Annotated in this window: 21 protein-coding genes; 6 read left to right on the top strand and 15 right to left on the bottom strand. The window is 53.2% G+C overall.

Going from position 1 to position 21,640, the window contains the following annotated elements; genetic code table 11:
* Positions 1-141 precede the first annotated feature (141 nt).
* The gene (gene pdxH, locus JE47_RS0104900; protein ID WP_031458676.1) at positions 142-777 is read right to left on the bottom strand and encodes a pyridoxamine 5'-phosphate oxidase; all 636 of its coding nucleotides are present in this window, start codon (positions 775-777) and stop codon (positions 142-144) included.
* A gap of 49 nt (positions 778-826) precedes the next feature.
* On the opposite strand from pdxH, the gene JE47_RS0104895 reads away from it, so the two are divergent.
* Positions 827-1,408: a hypothetical protein gene (locus tag JE47_RS0104895; protein WP_035419019.1), complete on the top strand. Its 582-nt coding sequence runs from the start codon at positions 827-829 to the stop codon at positions 1,406-1,408.
* A gap of 14 nt (positions 1,409-1,422) precedes the next feature.
* Positions 1,423-2,649, top strand: coding sequence for a glycosyltransferase family 4 protein (locus JE47_RS0104890; protein WP_031458674.1), 1,227 nt, complete (start codon positions 1,423-1,425; stop codon positions 2,647-2,649).
* A 688-nt stretch (positions 2,650-3,337) separates the two neighbouring features.
* On the opposite strand, the gene JE47_RS0104885 is transcribed toward JE47_RS0104890, so the two are convergent.
* The 8 genes from JE47_RS0104885 to JE47_RS0104850 form a co-directional block, all read right to left on the bottom strand.
* Positions 3,338-5,290: a glycosyltransferase family 39 protein gene (locus tag JE47_RS0104885; RefSeq protein ID WP_031458673.1), complete on the bottom strand. Its 1,953-nt coding sequence runs from the start codon at positions 5,288-5,290 to the stop codon at positions 3,338-3,340.
* A 384-nt stretch (positions 5,291-5,674) separates the two neighbouring features.
* Positions 5,675-6,028 (bottom strand): DUF192 domain-containing protein, encoded by a 354-nt coding sequence (locus JE47_RS0104880; RefSeq protein ID WP_031458672.1) that lies wholly within the window; start codon positions 6,026-6,028, stop codon positions 5,675-5,677.
* Positions 6,029-6,035: 7 nt separating this feature from the next.
* Complete coding sequence (locus tag JE47_RS0104875) at positions 6,036-6,977, bottom strand: type II secretion system F family protein (protein ID WP_031458671.1); 942 nt, start codon at positions 6,975-6,977, stop codon at positions 6,036-6,038.
* A 9-nt stretch (positions 6,978-6,986) separates the two neighbouring features.
* Positions 6,987-7,988: a type II secretion system F family protein gene (locus JE47_RS0104870; RefSeq protein ID WP_031458670.1), complete on the bottom strand. Its 1,002-nt coding sequence runs from the start codon at positions 7,986-7,988 to the stop codon at positions 6,987-6,989.
* Positions 7,989-8,030: 42 nt separating this feature from the next.
* On the bottom strand, positions 8,031-9,431 hold the full coding sequence (locus tag JE47_RS0104865) for a CpaF family protein (RefSeq protein ID WP_031458669.1): 1,401 nt from the start codon (positions 9,429-9,431) through the stop codon (positions 8,031-8,033).
* 49 nt (positions 9,432-9,480) lie between these two features.
* Positions 9,481-10,731 carry an AAA family ATPase gene (locus JE47_RS0104860; RefSeq protein ID WP_031458668.1) on the bottom strand — a complete coding sequence of 417 codons (1,251 nt, stop codon included), beginning with the start codon at positions 10,729-10,731 and terminating at the stop codon, positions 9,481-9,483.
* 122 nt (positions 10,732-10,853) lie between these two features.
* Positions 10,854-11,894: a Flp pilus assembly protein CpaB gene (gene cpaB / locus JE47_RS0104855; protein WP_031458667.1), complete on the bottom strand. Its 1,041-nt coding sequence runs from the start codon at positions 11,892-11,894 to the stop codon at positions 10,854-10,856.
* A gap of 246 nt (positions 11,895-12,140) precedes the next feature.
* Positions 12,141-13,025: an alpha/beta fold hydrolase gene (locus tag JE47_RS0104850; protein WP_031458666.1), complete on the bottom strand. Its 885-nt coding sequence runs from the start codon at positions 13,023-13,025 to the stop codon at positions 12,141-12,143.
* A gap of 85 nt (positions 13,026-13,110) precedes the next feature.
* Between JE47_RS0104850 and JE47_RS0104845 the strand changes: the two genes are divergently transcribed.
* The 4 genes from JE47_RS0104845 (at position 13,111) to JE47_RS0104830 (ending at position 16,771) form a co-directional block, all read left to right on the top strand.
* Complete coding sequence (locus JE47_RS0104845) at positions 13,111-13,764, top strand: uracil-DNA glycosylase (RefSeq protein WP_031458665.1); 654 nt, start codon at positions 13,111-13,113, stop codon at positions 13,762-13,764.
* Positions 13,765-13,840: 76 nt separating this feature from the next.
* Positions 13,841-15,592 carry an alpha-amylase family glycosyl hydrolase gene (locus JE47_RS0104840; protein WP_031458664.1) on the top strand — a complete coding sequence of 584 codons (1,752 nt, stop codon included), beginning with the start codon at positions 13,841-13,843 and terminating at the stop codon, positions 15,590-15,592.
* Positions 15,592-16,368, top strand: a complete 777-nt coding sequence (locus tag JE47_RS0104835) for a HipA family kinase (RefSeq protein ID WP_031458663.1) — start codon at positions 15,592-15,594, stop codon at positions 16,366-16,368. The genes JE47_RS0104840 and JE47_RS0104835 overlap by 1 nt, the downstream gene beginning before the upstream one ends.
* Positions 16,349-16,771, top strand: coding sequence for a DUF3037 domain-containing protein (locus tag JE47_RS0104830; RefSeq protein WP_031458662.1), 423 nt, complete (start codon positions 16,349-16,351; stop codon positions 16,769-16,771). Before JE47_RS0104835 ends, JE47_RS0104830 begins: the two co-directional genes overlap by 20 nt.
* On the opposite strand, the gene JE47_RS0104825 is transcribed toward JE47_RS0104830, so the two are convergent.
* The 6 genes from JE47_RS0104825 to JE47_RS22095 all read right to left on the bottom strand — a co-directional run.
* Positions 16,766-17,137: a roadblock/LC7 domain-containing protein gene (locus tag JE47_RS0104825; protein ID WP_028457011.1), complete on the bottom strand. Its 372-nt coding sequence runs from the start codon at positions 17,135-17,137 to the stop codon at positions 16,766-16,768. The two genes, JE47_RS0104830 and JE47_RS0104825, sit on opposite strands and share 6 nt — an antisense overlap.
* Positions 17,138-17,169: 32 nt before the next feature.
* Positions 17,170-17,784, bottom strand: a complete 615-nt coding sequence (gene recR, locus JE47_RS0104820; RefSeq protein ID WP_031458661.1) for a recombination mediator RecR — start codon at positions 17,782-17,784, stop codon at positions 17,170-17,172.
* 83 nt (positions 17,785-17,867) lie between these two features.
* The gene (locus JE47_RS0104815; RefSeq protein ID WP_031458660.1) at positions 17,868-18,170 is read right to left on the bottom strand and encodes a YbaB/EbfC family nucleoid-associated protein; all 303 of its coding nucleotides are present in this window, start codon (positions 18,168-18,170) and stop codon (positions 17,868-17,870) included.
* Between the two features lie 337 nt (positions 18,171-18,507).
* Entirely contained in the window at positions 18,508-19,461 is a 954-nt protein-coding gene (locus JE47_RS0104810; RefSeq protein WP_031458659.1) for a TIGR00266 family protein, read from the bottom strand.
* 78 nt (positions 19,462-19,539) lie between these two features.
* Complete coding sequence (gene rho / locus JE47_RS0104805) at positions 19,540-20,886, bottom strand: transcription termination factor Rho (RefSeq protein ID WP_031458658.1); 1,347 nt, start codon at positions 20,884-20,886, stop codon at positions 19,540-19,542.
* Between the two features lie 491 nt (positions 20,887-21,377).
* Positions 21,378-21,640 (bottom strand): hypothetical protein (locus tag JE47_RS22095; protein ID WP_236631134.1); only part of this gene is annotated, 263 nt, incomplete at its 5' end.

Below are 21,640 nucleotides of genomic sequence, written 5' to 3'. Positions count from 1 at the left end.
AGAAGAGCGGGGAGGACGTGAGTTGCTAGATGGCGTTTATCACTCGTGTCGTTGTTCGTTCGCAGCGAGAAAGCCGTTACAACACGAAACGCTACGCCAGTGGAAACGCTTCAGGAACCCTCACGAACTCTTACCACTTCATTACGGTGCGAGTCGTTCGCGCTGCCAACCATCATCATGACGAGTGTAGCAGAGTCGATCATGCAAGCGCGAAGGTCTTCCCTGCCAGAACTCAATCCGATCTGGAATCACGCGGTAACCACCCCAAAACGGCGGCCGTGGCGGGTCTTGATCGGCAAAACGAGCGGCTATTTCGGCCACCCGCTGTTCCAGTTCGGCCCGATCAGCAATTGGCCTGCTCTGTGGCGAAGCCCACGCTCCGATACGACTGTCACGTGGCCGAGTGGCGTAATAGGCATCGGCCTCTTCATCACTGACTTTTTCTGCATACCCCTCTATCCGCACCTGCCGTTCAAGTTCAGGCCAGTAAAAGACGAGAGCTACCGCAGGATGAACGGCCATTGCTTGTCCCTTCCGACTCTCGTAATTCGTAAAAAAAACGAAACCACGTTCATCTACCCCCTTTAACAAGACCATACGGGCCGAGGGGCGTCCATCAGGATCGATTGTCGCCAGAGTCATGGCATTCGGCTCAATTAAACCTGCTGCTACCGCTTCGTCGAACCAGCGCATAAACTGCACAATTGGATCTGGATCGGCGTCAGCTTCCGATAAACCGCGTTGCGTGTACTCCTTACGTAAATCGGCCAGATTCATCACAGTACTCCATTTGCATAAGAACGCTGACTGAACTACAATAGCGCCGATGATGAACAATAGCGCTGCCATTTATGTTGCTCACACTAATCACGCTATCGTTGCAGAGGCGCTGCACAGACTGCTCATCGAGCAGGGGTTCATTGCCGTTGAGCGCGCCCCGCACGAGATAAGCGGCATTATCATGATACCTGATAAACCCTACCGCCATTTCTTCGTTGCACCATCGGCGCAGGGATGGGTAGCAATTTGGGAAGACCCCCGCTACTTCGCCGACCGTACACTAGCCAAAGGACTGGCCAGCCGCTTACAAACGCGCAGTGTCTGGATCGAGGTGGGCGGGAATGGTGTGAGTTGGGCGCGTGGCCTGTATGAAGGAGCAATTGTTCTTGAAGAACGGTTTGAAGCGGTTGAAACCACCTTCTACGGTGAACGGGGTATCGTTCATTTAACGTTTGATCCCGATACCTTACCCGACGAATGGATTGCTCACCTCGATTTACCCGATCCCGATTTGCACTATGAAGCTATTCTAGCCGGTGCTCAACCATCGGCTGGGCCACCGCTGCACCTGGTCGTGCAGCGTCGCATTGGTGTTCCTGCAATGAACACCACACGCACACGTGGCTAATGCCCTGTACCGCTATGCCATACAACATTTTGATGATCGCCTCGACGAGTTTCTTTTCCGACTACGGTAATCATGTGCGTATTTTAGAAGAGATCCGTGCCCTACAACGCCGTGGTCATCGTATTGTACTGGTGACGTACCATAATGGTGATGATATTCCGGGGATCACCATTTACCGTTCGTGGGACGTTCCCTGGATCAAGCGCGCCGTTGTTGGATCATCACGCCATAAACTCTATCTCGATATTGGCTTGGGATGGCGTGTATTACGCACCGCTCTCCAGATGCACCCAGATGTTATTCACGCTCACACTCACGAGGCGGCTGCTATTGGGCTTCCACTCCAACGCCTGCTGCGTCGGCCATTGATCCTCGATTACCAGGGCAGTATGACCAGCGAGATGCTCGACCATGGCTTCATTCGGCGCAGCAATCCGCTGTTCGTCCCTCTGACCCGTCTGGAACGCATGCTGAACCGTACCGCCGATGCGGTAATGACATCGACTCACAACGCAGCCAATCTTCTCCGTCGTGATGGATCGGTTGCGGAAGATCGCCTCTTCACCATTGCCGACGGTGTCGATACCGAGCGGTTTCGCCCCTTCGATGGTTCACCCGAATGGACAGCCCAACGCGCTGAGTTGCGCGCTCAGCTCGGTATTCCGTCAGATCGGCGGATCGTGGTCTATATTGGCTTGCTGGCCCCTTATCAGGGCACCAATCTGCTGCTCGAAGTGGCCCGGCATCTGTGTCAGCGGTATCCTGACCTCCATTTCTTGATCATGGGTCACCCCGATCCACAAAGTTACCGCAATCTGGCTGCCAGTTTGGGAATTGCCGATCACGTTACACTTCCCGGTCGGATTATGTACCGTGATCTCCACAGTTACCTGGCACTCGGTGAGGTTGCCGTCGCCCCGAAGATGAGTTTAACCGAGGGTAATGGTAAAATCGGCAACTATATGGCGATGGGTTTACCTACTGTTGCCTTCGATACACCGGTGAACCGCGAAATTCTGGGGCCATACGGTTTTTACGCCAAACTCGGTAGTGTAGCCGATTTTGCAGCCCAACTGGAATTAGCGCTAACGAATCGCGAGCTGGCAGCCGAACGTGCGGCTGGTGCACGGGCAAGAGCAGTAGCAGAACTTTCGTGGGAACGAGCGGCGATTGCTATCGAAGCAATCTACGCAGCGGTGATCGCCCGCCGTCAACAATCAGATGAAGAAGCTAACGAATAACCAAAGTGGTACCTGCCCTGATGTATTCTGTGTCGTTTCGCTGAAGCATGAAACACGATACCTGTGCAACCATCGCGTGAGGTATTCCAACATGCTTTCGCTCCCGCTCCATTCTCCCCCTTCCGCTCCCCGTGTGAAAGCGGAACGGAGCCAGCACGAAGGTAAGCACCGCCACCCTCCCCCCCTTCCGCTCCCCGTGTGAAAGCGGAACGGAGCCAGCACAAAGGTAAGCACCGCCACCCTCCCCCTTCCGCTCCCGCAGCGTGGGAGAGGAAGGGGGCTGGGGGGAAGGTGAGGGCCACCACCCTCCCCCTTCCGCTCCCCGTGTGAAAGCGGAACGGAGCCAGCACGAAGGTGAGCACCGCCACCCTCCCCCTTCCGCTCCCCGTGTGAAAGCGGAACGGAGCCAGCACGAAGGTAAGCACCGCCACCCTCCCCCTTCCGCTCCCGCAGCGTGGGAGAGGAAGGGGGCCGGGGGGAAGGTGAGGGCCGCCCTCACCCCCGACCCCTCTCCCGCACTGCGGGAGAGGGGTGATCTGGGTTGTAGCCTCGGTATCGTTGAAAGACGCAGGCGCAGGATCGCCCCTGCTCCACTCATCCTCCCCCTTCCGCTCCCGCAGCGTGGGAGAGGAAGGGGGCTGGGGGGAAGGTGAGGGCCACCAGGCGTGCTCCGCAGCACCGGCTCGGATCAGCGGTAAATCAGACGAATCGACTCAACGATCACCGTGCCCCCATCTCCTACACTAACCGGATCAAAGCGGATACCACCAATCTTTTCCATCTGTTCAGCTATGCTATTGAACGGGAGACGGTAGGTGGTCATATCTGTACCCGGCATGAGGGTAAACGAGATTGAGTGTTCTTCACGCGCCTGGCCATTCAGATCGAGAAAGAATATTTGCGCATCATGCACATCTGTTGTTGCCGCCAACCGTACCTCTACCGCAACAATATCAGCAGACGAGAGAAGCAACGGCGGGCTAATCAACCTGGGATCAATTCCCGGAATGATATGCCAGCCCGAAGGCGTTATACGCTCTGCTTCTACCTGCTCAGCGCGCCACCCCCAATGCCCCCGACGAAAATCCCATCCTTCGCCGCCGGCTAATACATTGGCACGTGGAATAAACCGGTAAACCGGTAGATCGGCCGGTAACGGGGCTATCTGCAACATCGACTGAATCGGCGCATAGCACGCAGCTACCGTCTCCGCAGTTAGCCCGAAACGCTCGGCAGGTGTTGGGGGCTGATCGGGTGGCGCCGGCAGTGGTCGTTGTGCCTCGTCGGCAATCAAGACGGCATAGCCCGCAGTAAGGGTAGTTTCAATCCGCTGCTGAATGCGCGCACAGGCTGCCGACCAATCACCACTACTGGCAGTCATCGCTTGATTGAGACCGTAGACATTTTCGTGCCCCCAGTAATAAGGTAGATACAGTTCGAGCACACCGTCGGGCACGATAATCAGATCGCCAGTTTGAGTCAGCGCCGCTACCGCCTCGGCAATTCGCCGTTGCCAATCACGATGAGCATCACCCCGTTCGATAATCGTTGGCAAGTTAAGTGCCAACATGGCTATCACCAGCACAAGACCCGCCCGATAAATCCACTGTATCGTCAATACCGCACTGAACAAGAGTACCAACGGTGGCAGACTGGCAATCCAGAATTCGATGTTGTCAGGTTCCCACCAGAGAAAGAACAGACCGTACACTATCAACCAGCTTAAGACCCCGATCAACAACGGATGAGGCAGGCGCGAAAATGCGCTGCGACCAGCCAGCAAGAGCACTATCCCGCTTATGCCAATAAATGCCCCTCCTTGGAGTGCTAGCGTCTCACGCCAGCCCTTCAGCAATCCGATCAACTTAGCCTTATCGATAGCGCCACCCCAAAAACCGGTCTGAGCATATCCGGTCAGCCATATCCACACCTCGGACCAACTCCGCATCCCACTTACCCCAAAGGCAACCCAGAGATACGCACTACCGACCACCGCCACCAGCGGTAGCACATAAGCAACCCCAAGCTGGTAACGAAGCCGTTGTGTCTTTGCGCTCAGGCCAATCGTCAGCAGAGCAGGTACTGCAAATAAGACATTCGTTTGATGGCCTAGAACGGCAAAACCATGAACCAGACCTAACCACGCCGATAGTTGCCACGTTGGGGTTTGCACAATTCTGAACATCAGCCAGAGTCCGGCGATCAGTGCCACCACTGCAAGGGTATACACTTCAACTTCGACGGCGTAGTACCAGTAGGCATAGCTGAAACCCATACTGATACTCGCTATCAATGCGGCGCCAGTTGACCGAGTGACTGACCTGCAAAGAACAAAAAGCACTGTCACCCCGATCGCACCGGCAATCGCATTGATAACCTGAAGCCATACAGCAACACTACCATGCCATCCGATAACGGTTGCCAGTGCCCGAATTACTGCACCCAAGGGGCCATATAACAGGTGATGTGGATGAAACAACTCTGACCACGGTTTCCGGTCAACATCGAGAATGTACGAAAGTGCATCGAAGGTATGCACGTTCGTTAACGTTACACCGTAGAGGGTAGAAAAAGCCAGCAGGAGAATGAGAACCAACCAGCGCAACCCAATCCGCGACAAAACAGTATCAAACACTGTCATACAGAACTTACAATGCTACCACAGCATACTGAACCGCAGGGATAAACCTTGATGCAAAACCTTCGTTCGAGAACTTGATCTTCTCGCCTCACACTAAGCACCGCAAAGAACACCTGAAAAACGCTCTTTATTATCTGGAAGGCGAGCCACCAGCCCGCATTCTGCCGAGAGCGAGCAGAACCCCTCTCCCATCATTCCACTGGGGGTAGAAACTTCCACACCCTTACAGAGTAGAGAATGCTCAAACACTCGCTTGCGGAAGAGCAAGATTAGAGCACGACAGGGTAAAACCCTTCCCGTCGGTTATTCTCCTCATTCAGTTACCTTTTACTTTCTCTACCCTGACTCAACAGAAAACGCCGATTGAACGACCTTCTTGCCACGTTATCCTATCGGTTGCACAACAATCTGATCACCGATCGTTGTTTGCGTCGCAGCAATCACCCCAACTGGCAATTCAAGCACATAACGAGCCTGACGATGGCCGGCATAGAGACGCCAGGGTGGCAGATTTGGATAAAGCGCCACAACCTTCCCATGCCGATCTACGAAGATCGCATCAATAGCGAAGCGCATAAAGAGCATATGAATGCTACTGCATGGTTCAATCAGCAATCCACCATCAACCGGCAATGACTCGCGCCCTAACAGACCACGACCACGGGCCACAAACGAACGCGCCACCTCGCACTTGCGGGCAAGGATGGCGCGTCGCGTCTGATTAACAACTTGAACCATACCGCTATTAGTTCCCCATATTACTATTCATAACACCAAGTGCCTGCATAATCCTTGGCACAGCCGGACCCAGAATAACAACAAACAGGGCTGGGAAGATCAAGAATACCATCGGTATCAGCATCTTCACCGGCGCTTTCTGAGCTGCCTCCTCAGCCCGCTGGCGACGGCGCACGCGCAACTGATCTGACTGGATACGCAGAATCTTCGACATCGACACACCTAATTGATCAGCTTGAATGACTGCCGATACGAAGGTTTGCACATCCTCGACGCCAGTGCGGGTTACCAGATCGCGTAACGCTTCACGGCGGGTACGTCCGAGACGAATATCCTGAAGCACGCGCTGAAACTCACGTGACAGCTCATTATCCCACTTTTGGGCAACCCGCTGGAGAGCCAGATCGAATGCTAGACCTGCTTCAACACTGATACAGAGCAGATCAAGCGCATCAGGCAGCGCCTTGAGAATATTCTTCTTCCGTTCTTTGATCTTGCGGTCGAGCCAGATACCAGGCAGAATATAACCGATCATTGCTGCAATCAACGTTCCCATCAATGCCTGCATAAACGGCAGCCGCCCGATAACCAACAGGCCAACGACGACCAACAATGAAATCGCCAGCGCCATCCGCAGACCGATGAACATATTGGGTGTGATGTTACCGGGATTACCGGCCAACTGAAGGTTCACCCGCAAGCGTTCTTGATTCTGTTTCAGGCCAAACCGTCCCAGCGTGGTTAACAGTGAACGAAAGAGTGGCTTTAACACCCGTTCACTGAACGGTTGCTGTAACTCCAACTCTTCGAGAGAGAGCGAGACATCGGTATATTGATCAAGCCGTTCACTGATCGCCTTCGACTGGTTCATTTGCCTGACGGCAAAGATGATCAGCCCCATACCTACTACCAAAATCAGGGCCACGATAGTTATATCAATCACAGACATCGCAGCACCTCACACTTCAATATCAATAATCTTCTGAATCGCAAAATAACCAAGCGCAATCATAAAGAGGGATGTCACCGGCATACAACACCAGGCCTCAGGTGGAAAGCCAAAGGTGAAGAGGGGTGCCATATAGGAGGGATTTACCACGGTAATGAACATCGCGAGACCGATCGGTAATCCAGTAATAATCCACGAAGAGATACGTCCCTGTGCGGTTAAGGTTGAAATTTCACCCTTAATACGTACTCGTTCGCGAATAGTATGACCAATAGTATCAAGAATCTGCGCCAGATTACCTCCTACTTCCATCTGGATGCTGACCGCAGTGATCAGAAGGTCAAGGTCATCAGAGGGTACCCTCCGCAACAAGTTTTGCAGCGCTTCTTCAGTCGAGCGACCCAGCCCTACTTCCTGGACAACACGGCGAAATTCGGTCGCCGCCGGTTCTGGAGCTTCACGCGCAACCATATCGAGGGTTTGCAAGAAGCTGTAACCGCCGCGGAGTGCATTCGCCATCATGGTGATCACGTCACCTAGTTGGTTGTTAAACGCTTTCAACCGTTGCGCCGCCCGGATGTTCACATAGATGTTAGGTATAAATGAGAAAACAACCGCACCAATGATTGCAGCGGCTATCTGAGCAGCAGGCGAAGCTCGACCGAGAATAAAGCCAAAGACTACCCCAAGCAGTGCAGCACCAAGTTTTAACCCAATAAACTCGGCGACCGTCAGCTTCAAATCAGCACGCGCCAATTCTTGCTTGATCGAACTGCCCTGCTTACTCCGCGACACAACCGAGTCGATGCGCTCAATAGCCTGACGAGCAATTGGCTCATTCGCACGTTCTTGCACGCGACCACCACCGGTATATGTCTCGAGCCGCTGGGAAACATCAGCCGTTGCCGATTGACGCATCAACAGCACGACTGCACCTATCAGCAGGATTAGAAGCACCCCTAGACCAGCGAGTGTAACTGGCAACATATCCGGTGCGAGCAAGCGTTCCATAACGGTGATGCCTCCTTCTCACGCCGACAATCGTCGGGAGTATTAGAAGCTGAAACGTTCCGACGAACCAAAGATGGTCGGCGGTAGAAAGATATTGAGGGCCTCGAATTTCTCGAGAAAACGTGGTCGTACACCGGTTGGTCGCAACTGACCAACGATCTTCCCTTTTTCATCAATTCCGGTTTGCTCGAAGACGAAGATGTCTTGCAACACGACCACATCGCCTTCCATACCGGCAACTTCGGTAATCTGAGTAACCTTCCGTGAACCATCCTTCAAACGCGACTGCTGCACGAACACATGGATCGCCGAGGCAATCTGCTCACGAATCGCACGGGCCGGCAAATCCATGCCCGCCATGAGACACATTGTTTCGATTCGGCTCACTGCGTCGCGTGGCGTATTGGCGTGAATAGTTGTCATTGAACCATCGTGACCCGTGTTCATCGCCTGCAACATATCAAGAGTCTCACCACCGCGACACTCACCAACGATAATACGTTCAGGACGCATACGCAGACAGTTAATGACCAGATCACGAATGGTCACTTCACCCTTGCCCTCTACGTTCGGTGGCCGTGATTCGAGCGTTACGACGTGATCCTGACGTAGTTGCAATTCGGCTGCGTTCTCGACCGTAATAATTCGCTCATCTTCAGGAATGAATGACGAAAGCACATTGAGCAACGTCGTTTTCCCCGATCCAGTTCCACCAGCGACGACAATGTTCAAACGAGCCTGGACACAAGCAGCCAGAAAATCGGCCATGTCTTGCGACATAGAACCGAATCGAACCAGATCCTGGACGGTCAACTTGTCTTTGCGGAACTTACGAATAGTGATCGTCGGCCCATTAAGCGCCAGCGGTCGAATGACAACGTTTACCCGCGAACCGTCTTTCAAGCGCGCATCAACCATCGGCGATGATTCATCGACGCGCCGCCCTAATGGGGCCACAATCCGGTCAATGATCCGCATGACGTGCTCATCATCGGTAAACGTAATATCAGTTTTGATCAACTTCCCTTTCTTTTCGACGTAGACTTGCTTTGGGCCGTTGACCATAATTTCACTAACCTCATCATCGGCCAAAAGTGGTTCAATTGGACCAAGACCGATGATGTCGGCGGCAATACTTTCAAAGAGTCGCTGGCGTTCACTGCGCGACAGAACAATACTTTCGCTATCAAGAATGGCGTTAAAGATCTCTTCGACCTGTTTACGCACTTTTGCCGGGTTACTCAAATCGATCTGGGGGTTTAGTTCATTAATCAAGCGATCCTGCACTCGCGAGCGAAGTTCGCGAAACGTCTCATCAGTACCAGTACTGGGAACCCCAACCGACGGCAGTCGACCGGTTGTCTCTGGCCGAATCGGCGCTCGCGACAGAGTCGGTTCGGCAGGCGTCGGAACGCCTCCTCCAATTCGCTTTAGCAATGACATTGCGTTAACCTCCCTTTGTAGAGCAACCGTCGGTTATGGACGCAACCACTTAACGGCGGGGGATCAAACCACTGAACAGATTACGCGATTTCGTAGCTTCTTTGCTCGTTGCTGCCTCTTTATTCGACTTAGCCACCAACTCACGAGCCAGGTTCATAATGTCTTTCGACACCTGATGGTTAGGTTTTGCCAGTATCAGGGGTGTACCCTGATTAATAGCCAGCGTCATTTCCTGAGCAGCATCACCGATCTGCAACGCCAGCTTCCGCTGGAGATGCTTCTCGACATCTTCAGCGCGAATACCGGTACGGTTTGTTGCTTTATTCAGCACCAGCATCACTTTATCGGCAGGATACCCGAGAAGATCAGCCACTTCGAGGAAGAGCTTGACATTCCGGATACAGTGCATTTCGAGGGTCATGAGGGTAATCACCCGCTGAGCCAAATCAAGCGCAGCTAATGAGCGATCTTGAAACGATGCCGGCGTATCAACAATGACGTAATGAAACTCCTGACGCAAAGCTTCGAGAATCGTGCGAATCTGGTCGGCGGTAACCAGTTCACCGCGCTGTGGATCAGGAGGAGCCAGGAGAACACGAATTTGCGTCGGATGAGTCGCCATCACATCGTTCAAGAGATCGCGATCAAGTCCTTCGATACGCGAGGCCAGATCAAGGATCGTTTTATCCGGCCGCAGATTCAGGAGCACGCTCAGGTCACCAAAGAGAACATTCCCATCGACCAGCGCCACCTTCTTGTTTGTCTGTTGACGAATAGCTACCGCCAGGTTCGCCGCGATTGACGAAACACCAACACCGCCTTTCGGGCTAAATACGGCAAAGATTTCTCCATCAACACCAGACGGTCCGCTCGCCGTCTGACCGCTCATCCCCATAACCGGCACCACCGGACGGGTTGCTGCCAGACGTGCGACATGACGGATCGAGCGATAGAGATCATCGGCGCTGATCGGTTTAATGAGAAACTCGCGCGCTCCTGCCAGCATCGCCCGCCGAATGTAATCGGTTTCACCCTGGACACTCATAATGATCACCTGAATGGTCGGGTCTTGGGTCAGGATCGCTTCCGTCGCAGCAATCCCATCCATATCAGGCATGTTGATGTCCATCAAAATAACTTGTGGGCGATGCTGACGCGCAAGAGCAATCGCTTCACGTCCGTTGCTGGCTTTGGCAACGACTTCAATATCCTTTTCAAAGAAGAGCAGTTTTTCGAGTTGATCGCGAGTATCGACGATGTCATCAACGATCATGACTCGAATCTTGTCACCTTCACTCATTGCGATAACTCCTCAGTTTGCCTCGTTAGTAACGGACGTGAGCATCACGAATACGAGCAAGCATTGTGTAGACTATACGGTACGTTAGTATTGTACCTCATAGCTGCCTTCCATGGAATAGGCTAGGGCGTCGGTCGGAAAACTTCGTCCTCGCTGTATACCCGTGGCGGTAATGGACGGGGCAGAGGAACCCCAAACTCGCGGACCAGGAGATCAAGGGTTACACCTGTGGTCTCCTCTATCGCAGTATCATTAGCACCACGGAGCGCCAAGACGATCCGGGCATTAGATTGCAGGGCGAACTCCATTAACTCGATTTCCTGGTCGGTCAGCCCTAACACGACCATCCAAAATCCTTCTGTCAATGTACTGACACCGCCTGCCCCACCCTCAACCACCTGACCACCGGTGATAGGCTGTCCGGAAGCATCAACCTGCGGCAGGCTTGACGATTGCGGCGGTGGGATCGTTTCGGTCGGGCTGGTACCTGCCCCTTCGGCAGATGCAGTTGGTACTGCCGGTCGCACGATCTGCAATACCTGTGCACGTTGAATGATCGTCTTGGTCGTGAAGAAGGTCTGTGTCTCTCCAAATTCAAACTCACGTATAATTTGATCGTTATCATTCACGTTGATTACCTGTCGCGGGCCGGGGCGAACAATCTGACGCTCAACCGAAAACGTAGCCACGACATCAACAAAATCATTTACTCCAATCTGGTCGGCGACACCGGACAGATTATTCACAAAGAGCGGATACGCCTTTACTCGCGGCTGGCCGGGTTCGGGGGTTGGGATACGTTGTGCCAGACCGGGATCACGCAGATCAGCACGCCTGATCGGCTGACCAGCAGGAACCGGATTAATCAATAATTTGCCGACCACATCATTAATCTTACTGAACTCCTGCGCTTCATCAAACTCGGTAATCTGTACTTCAGCGACTTCGAGCACTGTTGGATCATTGAGCAAGGTGTTTGCTTCAAGATCAACACGCGCCTGCACAACAGGAACAAAGGGTACCTGGGTAGGAGGGGGCGGAACCTCAGGCGTTTGGGAGGTAGTGACAGCAGTTTCACTACCACGCAAGATCAAAAAAGCCGCCAATCCACCGATAATGACAATAAGTCCGATCAGTAGAAAGAGTAACGCACCACGCTGCATAGAAGGCAACCTTCCTGTTCAACGAAGCCGGTCGGCTTCGCGCATTGCGCTGCCATTATAGCATACACAAGCAAGCTGTGACAGGAATCTTACACCTTCTTTAACGGGTGCGGTTTAGACAGCCACTCATGTGTATCAGGTCATCGAATAGAGTGTTGTTTTTCGTAGATGCCGCTGTACTTTTACTACCTTTATAGGAGAGGGCTTCTTAGCCCAGAACGATACTTATTCACAATACGGAGCGTCTTACGACAAATAATCGTTTTCTCTATCGAGAAAGCGTGTGATTGTTTGATAACATATTGCCGGTTCTTCGACCATTGGCACATGACCACAGTCAGGAATGAACACTACCTGTACATCGCGCAAGTAACGACTAAGCGCCATCACATTTGCCGGTGGAAAGACCGGATCATTACGTCCACTGATGAGCAAGACTGGCGGCAAGGGGCGCTGTAGTACCCGTTTAAGCTGTGGATGGCCCATAATAGCAGCCGATTCGATAGCTACCAGTGGATCCATCACGACCAGATCGGCGATCCCCTGAGCCAGCAGTGAACTGTCGAGTGGGCGTCGTACCATCGGGCGGGCCAGTAACTCTGGTGTCGGTGGCAGCGTCCACAATACTTTCCGCCAATCGTGAGTGACTTCCCACCATGGCCGCCAACAGAGCAACCACGGTCGCCACCAAGCAGCAGCTACCTGCCACTGAGCACCGGCAATGGTGACCAGGCTTTCTTCATAAAGGTTGGCACTAAAACCGAAACTGATTAAGACGAGACGCTCGACTCGCTCTTGTGCCAATCCGCTGGTTGCCAGAGCGACTGCGGCACCCAGTGAATGACCGGCTAACGCAAACCGGTCAATACCGAGTGCGTCGGCTACTGCTAACACAGTTCTGGCATACGAAGTTAGAGTTATCGGTTCAAGCGGTGCGGGTGAAGCACCACAACCGGGGAGATCGATCGCAATCAGTCGGTAGTCGGGCAAAAATGCCGGTGCGGCCTGCCAGTAACGACTTGAAGCCCCCCAGCCGTGTAAGAAGATCACTGGACGTCCTTGCCCTGAAACTCGGAAAGCAACCGGCCCCAGTGGACTCTCAATTTCCCAAAGCGTAGACAATGTTGTCATGGTAGAACCTCCTCTATTCCGAGATCCACTATAATCCCAAACAGTTACAGTTTGTTGGCAGTCGTATGAGCTGATGTTAAACAGTATGTCACCATCGATGATTAACGAACTGATCAGTGATCTGGCTGAGCTAGAGGCGCCACCTGATACGGTCAATATCTATGCCTGGGATGCTGCTGATGCGTTGCAAACCCTCGGCAATGCCATTCGACGGAACAATCTGGCCCTGGCGCTGACGCTGGCGCTGGAGCGTGGTCCCGATCTGCTATTGGTCGGCGAAGCCCCCGGTTACAACGGTGCACGACGAACCGGCGTTCCTTTCACCAGTGAACAGATTCTGCTGTCCGGCATTGAACCACTACATCAATTTGGGGTTGAACGGGGATTTGCCCTGGCAACCACTGATGGCCGAATTTCACGTGAACCGACTGCGACGATTGTCTATCGCGAGTTAGCAGCGCTAAAGCTATTTGCCGTTGGCTGGAATGCGTTTCCACTTCATCCACATCAACCAGGTCAACCACAGAGCAATCGTACTCCACGCCAGCACGAACTGAGGCTTGGGTTACCCTTCCTAGAGCGCGTGTGCAGTCTCTTTTCTGCCTGCCCGGTTGTGGCGATGGGTCGAATTGCTGATCAGGCCCTCTGCCGTCTCGGTATTCCCCATGCAGTGGTTCGTCATCCAGCCCAAGGTGGTGCACGCCGCTTTGCCGAAGAGTTACGTCAGCTCTTTGCCTGAACCAGGAAGTTGCTAACGGCAGAACATCAGCTATAATGCAGATAATAACGATTAATTCACAATGAAACGATTGCTTATGCACCGAACAGTATGTACCCTGCTGATGATCATCTTGCTTGTAGCGTGTGGGATGCCAGCAGCGCCATCAACCGACTCATCACCCACTCCGATCACGGTCAACACGCCAACGAGTAACCGGCCACCAACGCCTACCCGTGATCCGCGATTGCCGACATTACCACCGCGGATAACCCCTGGCCCAACGGCAACACCATTTCCTCTTGCAGCCGGTTGGTGGGATAGTGCGGTCTGCTATGAAATCTTCGTGCGTTCGTTCTACGACAGTGATGGTGACGGAATCGGTGATATTAACGGGATCATTGCCAAACTGGATTATCTGAACGATGGCGACCCGACTACCACCACCGATCTAGGGATCAATTGTATCTGGTTGATGCCGGTAGCCGAAGCTGCAAGTTACCATGGGTATGACACCATCGACTATTACACAGTTGAACACGACTACGGTACTAATGATGACTTCAAGCGTCTGGTAGCGGAAGCCGAACGACGTGGTATCAAGATTATTATTGATCTGGTGTTGAACCATACCAGCACCCAGCACCCCTGGTTTCAGGAAGCGTTACGCGATCCGAATTCACCCTACCGTGACTGGTATCTCTGGTCGGCCATCGATCCTGGCTATCGCGGCCCGTTTGGCAATAATGTGGTCTGGCATAAATCGCCCGTTCGTGATGAATACTACTACGGCGTTTTCTGGGGTGGCATGCCTGATCTCAACTACCGGAATCCAGCCGTAACTGCGGAAGCATATAAGATTGCACGCTTCTGGGTTGAAGAAATGGGAGTTGCTGGCTTCCGCCTTGACGCCATTAAGCATTTGATCGAATACCATACGCTTCAGGAAGACACTGCTGAAACATTTGAGTGGCTGCGTGCGTTTCGCCGCTTTCTCGAGCGCGAACTGCCGGGCACCTTCACAATTGGTGAAGTCTTCAACGGGAATCCCCGCACCCTGGCGCCGTATTATCCCGATCAACTTGACTACTATTTTGAGTTTGAAGTAGCCAACCAAATCCGCGGTGCGGCCAATACGGGTTTAGCGCGCCTATTCATGCAAGCAGTGCAAGAGGCTTACACCAAACTTCCTTACCAACGCTGGGCACCATTCCTGACCAATCACGACCAGAATCGGGTAATGTCGGTGCTGGGCAACGACTTCGCAAAAGCGAAACTTGCCGCATTGGCACTCTTGACCATGCCGGGTTTACCCTTCATCTACTACGGTGAAGAGATTGGGATGCTGGGAGTGAAACCCGATGAACGTATCCGTACTCCGATGCAATGGACGAAAGAGGAGTTTGGTGGGTTTTCGGCTGGTATTCCCTGGCAGCTTCCACAACGCGACTATCCGGAAAAGAATGTAATGCTACAGGATCAAGACCCAGACTCGCTACTGAACACGTATCGGCAATTAATTCATCTCCACGTTGGTACCCCAGCCCTGGCAACCGGTGATTTCTGGCCACTAACCGTTAAAGGCGCCGGTATTGCTGCCTATATCCGACGAAGCGGTGATGATATAGTAGTAGTGATGATCAACTTTGACAAGACACCTGCCGGGCCATTTTCACTGACGCTGGATAGTAGTGATCTGCCGAATGGAACCTACCAATTGACTGCGCTCTTCGGCACGCCACCAGCACCGGCAGCGCCACTGAGAATTGATAATGGCGTCATTGTTGATTATCAACCATTTACCGAAATCCCGGCTCAAACCGGCTACATCTTCAAACTGGAGCGCTGATGATACGGAGAGTAACTGCCACTCGTTACGTTACACCTTTACGCGAGGGAGGGTCGTTGCCAGCAATTGTTGAAGCCGACGATGATGGGCTGTACGTGGTAAAATTTCGCGGCGCCGGACAGGGGCCAAAAGTATTAGTAGCTGAACTGATTTGTGGTGAACTGGCCCGTGCGCTTGGCTTACCGATCCCTGAACTGGTATTTATCGATATCGATCCGGCATTAGGCCGCAACGAACCCGACCGTGAGATACAAGACCTGCTTTCCGCTAGTGCTGGCTTGAATCTGGCGGTCGATTTCTTACCCGGTGCGTTAGCGTTCGATCCAGTCGCAACCCGCACCCTCGACAGGAGACTTGCGTCACTCATTGTCTGGTTTGATGCGTTTATCACGAATGTTGATCGTACACCGCGCAATACAAATCTGCTCTGGTGGCATCGGCAGCTTTTTCTCATCGATCACGGTGCGTCGTTGTACATGCATTACACATGGCAAGATTATCAACAGCGTGCCCGTAACCCCTTCAGCCAGATTCGGGATCATGTCTTGTTACCCATCGCTACCGAGCTGGAAACCGCCGACCGCGAACTGACAAGCCGGATCACGCCAGAGCTACTCTGGAACATTGTGGCGAATGTCCCTGAGGAATGGCTGGTCGATCACCGCTTCCCTTCCGTCGAAGCTCATCGAGCGGCCTATGTAGAATATCTCGGTCTGCGGCTGACTGCACCACGTGCATTTGTACAGGAGGCTATCGATGCCCGCGAGCGCCTTTGAATATGCGTTGTTGCGTCTGGTACCACGGGTCGAACGAGGTGAACGGATCAACATTGGTGTGGTGCTGCTCTGCCGACAACAACGGTTTCTAGGTATTCGTATTCACCTCGATGAGGCACGCATTGCCGCACTCTGGCCTGATCTCGATCTGGTACCGGTGCGTGAGCAATTACATGCGTTTGAGGTCGTCTGCACTGGTGGCGCCAAGGCCGGGCCGATTGGCGAACTTCCGCTCTACGAACGATTCCGCTGGCTCACAGCGACACGCAGTACCATGATCCAGCCTTCAGCAGTTCATTGTGGACTATGCGAGTCACCGCAGAAGATGCTCGATCACATCTTTCGGCAAATGGTCTTATGGCCGGGGCAGCTCGTGGTTGGCGCAACCAACAGCAGGTTATAACTCAACCCGCACTCGTTCTACCATCGCCTGAAGCGCAAAGCGAGCCTTGCCCAAATTAGCAATTTCACTTAACACGCCGAGTACGCCATAGTAACCGGGAATGATCTGCGTTGCCAGCATAAGCATGGCATCGGTTTCCAGCACCAGATCACGAACATAACCGGCGCCGATCCGATTAGCGGCTGCCGCGGCACGTGAGGTTAGATCGGCCAATTCCAGTTCAGCGAGTTCAACATCAACATCGAGTTCTGCGGCATTCGGATGATAAGCCATTGCCACGCTCAACCCATCGGTGCCGACAATACCGGCAAACTGTGCCCCTTTCACGCTGGCAATGGCTTCGTTGAGAATGGTATTCACATTCATACCTATCTGAATGAGAAATAGCTCGGCTCCCCCTACAACTCACGCCGTCCTTCAAATGCCGAACCGAGAGTCTCCGGGTCAGCCCATTCGAGATCACCCCCGGTTGGTAATCCGCGCGCCAGGCGCGTTACCCGCACACCCAGCGGCGCCAAATCACGGAGCAGCAGAAAAGCAGTTGCTTCACCCTCAGTATTGGGATTCGTAGCGAGGATCACTTCCTGTATCGGTTCACTCCGAATACGAGTTAACAACTCATCGATCTTGAGATCCTCACGGTATATTCCTTCAAGCGGAGCAATGTGGCCGTGGAGCACGTGATACAACCCACGGTACGCACCGGTGCGCTCGATGGCCAGGACATCGAGCGGTTCTTCAACGACACAAACTTTCGTCTGATCACGTGATGGATCGAGACAAATTGGGCACAACTCACCCACCGTAATGTTGAAACAGCGCCGACAGTAGCCGACCTGTTCTTTCACGTCGAGGATGGCCTGCGCGAGAGCCTGAGCCTGCTTTGGTTCGGCACGCAAGAGAAAGAAGGTAAGACGCGAGGCAGTTTTTGGGCCAATGCCGGGTAGCTTGGCAAACTCCTCGATCAGGCGCGCCACCGGTGGGGCTATCAATTGTTCAGGACGCGCAGTCATACCATAGGCTCCCACGCGAATAAAACTGATGCCAGGGGTTATTCCCCGACATCACTGTATTCCGCACCGAATACCACATTGGCCTAGAATAGCCCCTTGAGACCACCAGTTAGTGGCTGCATTCGCTCTTCGGCCAGTTGCTGAGCTTTCCGTGAGGCATCATTGATCGCAACGAGCAAGAGGTCTTGCAACATATCAACATCGTTGGGGTCAACAACTTCAGGTGAGATAGTGATCGATTGCACTTCACGGTGACCGTTCATTTTGACCGTCACTGCACCGCCACCAGCAGTTCCTTCAACAATCGTGGCCGCCAATTCTTCCTGTACCTTTTGCATCTGGCGCTGCATTTGTTGGGCCATTTGCATCAGTTGCCGCTGATTCATAAACTCACTCCTTTGTCGTACACTTCCCCCACGCCAGACAGCCCCTATCCGTCTTCCGTACTAAATAGTACCTGTTGTGTATGTAGCGTACCACACTCCTCAATGACTGTACAGCAATATTCTAACCGAAGTTGTTATCCAATGCAGCAGCGCTCAGCCAACAGTGAGGACGTCTCGGAGCGAAGAGAGCGTGAGAGATAGGGATGGCATGACATATCAAACATACCAGAAATGTTGAAAAACCCTCTCACCTCTACTCCCTTCCTCGGCCATTTTGGGCGAGGAAGGGAGGAATAGCAGTGGGCAACTGTCGGTATAAGGAATATTCAGGCCTATGCTAATCATTCGTGAACAGATTGCCAAAATTAATCCCCCCTCCACCACTTGAACCACTTGTAGACGGCATATACTGGGCCAGTTTCTTGGCAAGATTCATTGCTGGCATCGTCTGGAGCCAAACCCGCCCCGGCCCACGGAGAGTAGTCAGGAACAGGCCCTCGCCGCCAAAGAGGATGTTCTTGAAACCACGGACTATCTCTACATCAAAGTTGACCGTTGGTTCGTACATTGCCACATGGCCGGTATCGACCTTCAGCATCTGGTTAGCTTCGAGCGTGTACTCAACAATCTCACCGTCAAGTTCAACAAATGCGAGGCCTGGGCCGGTAATCTTTTGCATGATAAACCCTTCCCCACCGAATAACCCGGCGCCGAGTTTGCGGCGGAAGTGAATATCAAGCGATACACTACGTTCGGCGCACATAAAGGCATCTTTCTGGCAAATCATCGTCTGACCAGGCCCCAGGTTGAGCGGGACAATTTTCCCCGGGAATTCGGCTGAGAAGCCGATGATCCCCGGTCCACCTTGTGGAGTGAAGTTGACCATAAAGATCGACTCACCGGAGAACATGCGCTTGAAAGCGCCTCCCAGACCACCCTCCATGTTGGTTTGCATCTGCACATTGGCACTCATCCAGCTCATTCCACCACGTTCAGAAAAGACCGTCTGTCCAGCGGGGACTTCGAGGACCACTGCCTGCATCGTCGTCCCAATAATTTTGTAGCGTAAGCCACTTGCCCCAACGCCGGTGCCAACAATCGGTGGATCCGGTAGGTCGATCCGCTCGCCAGGGCGGTTATCATAGACATCAGCCATACTGGCAGATGTACCAGAAGGCGGCACCAGTGGCGGTGGCGTCGGTGTTGATGACGCCGGCATTAACCGTGCGCCGCAGTTGGTACAAAAACGAGTGTTAGGGGCTACCGGAGCGCCACACTGTGGACAATTCATCAGAAACCTCCTTCTTGACGGGCTAGCACATCCCTGCACCATTCTGTACGTATCGCGTATGGGCAAAGTTGCATTGGGTCAGCTCTTACTCAATGTCTGCAAAAACTCTGCGTTCGATTTTGTTTTCGCCATCCGAGTCAGCATCAGCTCCGTGCCCTCATTTTCACCAAGCATACTCACCATGCGGCGTAACGTCCACACCTGGCGTAACGTTTCAGGGCTGAGCAAGAGGTCCTCACGTCGTGTCCCAGAACGCTGAATATCGATAGCGGGGAAAATGCGCTTTTCGGCCAGTTTCCGATCAAGGTGCAGCTCCATATTCCCGGTGCCCTTGAATTCCTCGTAGATCACATCGTCCATCCGCGATCCTGTATCAATAAGACAGGTGGCGATAATCGTTAACGATCCACCGTTTTCGATGTTCCGGGCAGCACCGAAGAATCGCTTCGGCGGATACAGCGCAATCGGATCAATACCACCAGACAGAGTACGACCACTCGGCGGCATCGCGACGTTGTAGGCGCGCGCCAGACGTGTGATCGAGTCCATCAAGATCACCACATCATGCCCAATTTCCACCAGCCGCTTTGCACGTTCAAGCGTCATTTCGGCAACTTTTGTGTGGTTCTCGACCGGCTCATCAAACGTCGAAGAGATCACCTCACCGCGTACCGAACGCCGCATATCGGTCACCTCTTCTGGCCGTTCACCGATGAGCAAAACCATGAGCGTAATATCGGGGTAATTGGTTGTAATACCGTTAGCAATCGCCTTGAGCAGCATCGTCTTCCCTGCCTTGGGTGGCGAGACGATGAGACCACGTTGCCCACGTCCGATAGGAGCAATCAGGTCAACCAGGCGTGTGTGCAAGAGGTTTGGCTCGGTTTCTAACTTAATCTGTTCGTTAGGAAAGATTGGTGTAAGCTGATCGAAGAATGGACGTTTACGGGCAGTTTCCGGATCTTGTTCATTAATTTTCTCGACGCGCAGGAGCGAATAGTAGCGTTCATTCTCTTTTGGCGGACGAATCTGCCCCCAAATCCGGTCGCCGCTGCGGAGAGCGAAGCGTCGAATTTGAGATTGCGAGACGTACACATCCTCAGGACTGGGAAGCATCCGGTTGCCGCGCAGAAAGCCAAAACCCTCCGGCATAATATCCAGGATACCGTCGCTATAAATCGTGCCAAACTCGATAGCACCGCGCTCGACAATGGTACTATCGACGGCATTACTCTCGACAACAGGAGGAGGATCGACAACCGCAACCGTTGGTGCGGTGTTCATCATCTGCTTCGCATTCTGAGCTTCGATGAGTTTGTCGATCAACTCACGTTTTTTCAGCGAGCTAATCCCTGAAATGTCAAGTTTACGCGCCATTTCGCGCAGATCCGCGAGCGTCTTCGTTTCAAGTTCAGCAACCGTCATCACGACACATTCTCCTTGGAAACATTCAGAAACAGATAAACGTATCGAAAGTGAAGAGTACCTCAACCTAATCTGTCAGATGGTGAGATTGCAGATGAAAGAATGACAGCATGGCAAAGCAGACTTTGTTCTTGATGATGAGACCTGTAATTTGTACTCGAATTCGTAGATGTATACCTGATAGTGCCGGAACGGCAATGTAACACTGGGGAAATCACTGTAGCGCCATCAGCGCTGTCATCTCAGGACGAGACACATATGTTGCGTTTGGGATTTAGCGATAGTATAACACAAATGTCAAGATCAAGGCAACTGTCGATGGAAGGAGGATGTTTTCAACGTTTTCACCCGAGCCGAGAGAAGTTCGGTGAACAGCGAGGTGAGAGACCCAGACGCTCATTGGTGCACCGAAGCAGATCGTCTCTGCATTGGGAAGGCCTGGTTCTAATTGCACACCACACAGGTGGGGGCGGGTTTGAAACCCGCCCCCACTATGGGCTGGAAGCCCGCGCACCCAGGGCACCTCGGTAGTACAAACCGATCCGCACACAGCCAGTGCAGCTCACCTGCGGGCTGGAAGCCCGCACGCCCAGGGTACCTCGGTAGTACAAACCGATCCGTGCGCAGCCAGTGCAGCTCACCTGCGGGCTGGAAGCCCGCACGCCCAGGGCATCAGTAGCACCATGGTGGGGGCGGGTGTCAAACCCGCCCCCACTATGGGCTGGAAGCCCGCGCGCCCAGGGTACCTCGGTGG

It is taken from the genome of Chloroflexus sp. MS-G, assembly GCF_000735195.1.
GTDB lineage: Bacteria > Chloroflexota > Chloroflexia > Chloroflexales > Chloroflexaceae > Chloroflexus.
The sequence above is the reverse complement of the archived record's forward strand: the minus strand, read 5'-3'. Positions and strand labels throughout refer to the sequence as shown.